Source organism: Candidatus Phytoplasma sp. AldY-WA1, assembly GCF_020312115.2.
Lineage (GTDB): Bacteria > Bacillota_I > Bacilli_A > Acholeplasmatales > Acholeplasmataceae > Phytoplasma > Phytoplasma vitis.
Genome location: NZ_JAHRHX020000116.1, coordinates 1 through 1,211, shown reverse-complemented (window position 1 = coordinate 1,211; position 1,211 = coordinate 1). Strand labels below are relative to the sequence as shown.

The 1,211-nt window shown below is 19.1% G+C and carries 1 protein-coding gene; it reads right to left on the bottom strand.

The genetic code is table 11. The features are described from left to right. Positions 1–482: 482 nt before the first annotated feature. Positions 483–1,211: hypothetical protein (locus KTO59_RS04350; RefSeq protein WP_284928835.1), on the bottom strand; the 729-nt coding region annotated here is incomplete at its 5' end.

The window sequence follows — 1,211 nt, the reverse complement described above, 5'->3', positions numbered from 1 at the left end:
CGTTTTAAAACAAAATGAAATTAATCAATTAAAATTATTAGGATAAAAAAATAATCTTTCTTAAAAAATTTAAAATAAGTTTATTGTATCCTAAAAAATCAACAAACTTTAAATTTAAATTGACTAAACTAAGTTATTTTTTTATTTTTTTTACTGAACATTGTTTTTTTGTTTTAGTTTGAAAATAGAATAGCCGTTTTGAAAACGGCTTTTTTTGTTTAATAATTAATTGTTTTATTTTTAAATATACTTATTTTTAATATTTTTATCTGTTTTAAAAAGATTATTTTTTAGAAAAATATTCAATTAATTCTTTATTTGTAATTTTGTTTCCCGATTATGAGGTTCTGGTTGATTAAATTTGTCTTTCCATGGTTTTTGTTGATGAGCGCAGTGTTATACAAAAATGTAAATTTTTTTTAACTCTGTATATTTTTAAAATCTCGTTTCATTAAAAACAAAAAAAGACTAGTTTGATTTAACTAGTCTTTGTAAAAAAAAGTAATTGTTTTTGGACTTAGATCATTTAACTTACTAATTTCATTAATTTTACCACGGTTATAAAGCATTTCTAAATACGTATATTGACGATTTTGTTTTTTATAGCTATTATCGCTACTTAAAATTTTCTTAAAAATTTTAATGTTATAATTTTCTTCATTACTTTTTTTATCATCAAAACAAATATCATCAAAATAAATAGGATTAAAATAAATATCATTAATTTTTCTTTTTTTATAATATAAAGGATTAGTAATATGAACTAAATTTTTTCGACAATAAACTAAATTTTTTTTAAAGGAGTCGATTTCGTTTAATTCCTTTGTGTCAATAGTAATTTCTTCCTTAATGTTCCAAAATAATAAAACCAAAATATCGTCTTTTTCAACAAAGTAGATGTATGAAAGATTTTTGTTTTTATATTTTTCATTATTATAATAATCTACAATAAATTTGTTTTTCTTTAAATCATCTAATGATAATTTTAATTTCCATTCTTTTTCTATTTTTTCTAAAGAATCATTAATGTCTGTTTCGGATGAAAATATGATATTATTTTTATTTATTGTCTTATTATTTATTTTCTTATTTTCTATCGGATCTTGTTCTTTATATTTTTTTAGATAGTCTTTTTTGTTCAATAGATTGATTTGTATTTGTTTCTCTTCTTTTAATTTGAAATTAAAATTAGAACCAGTGATGATAGCAAA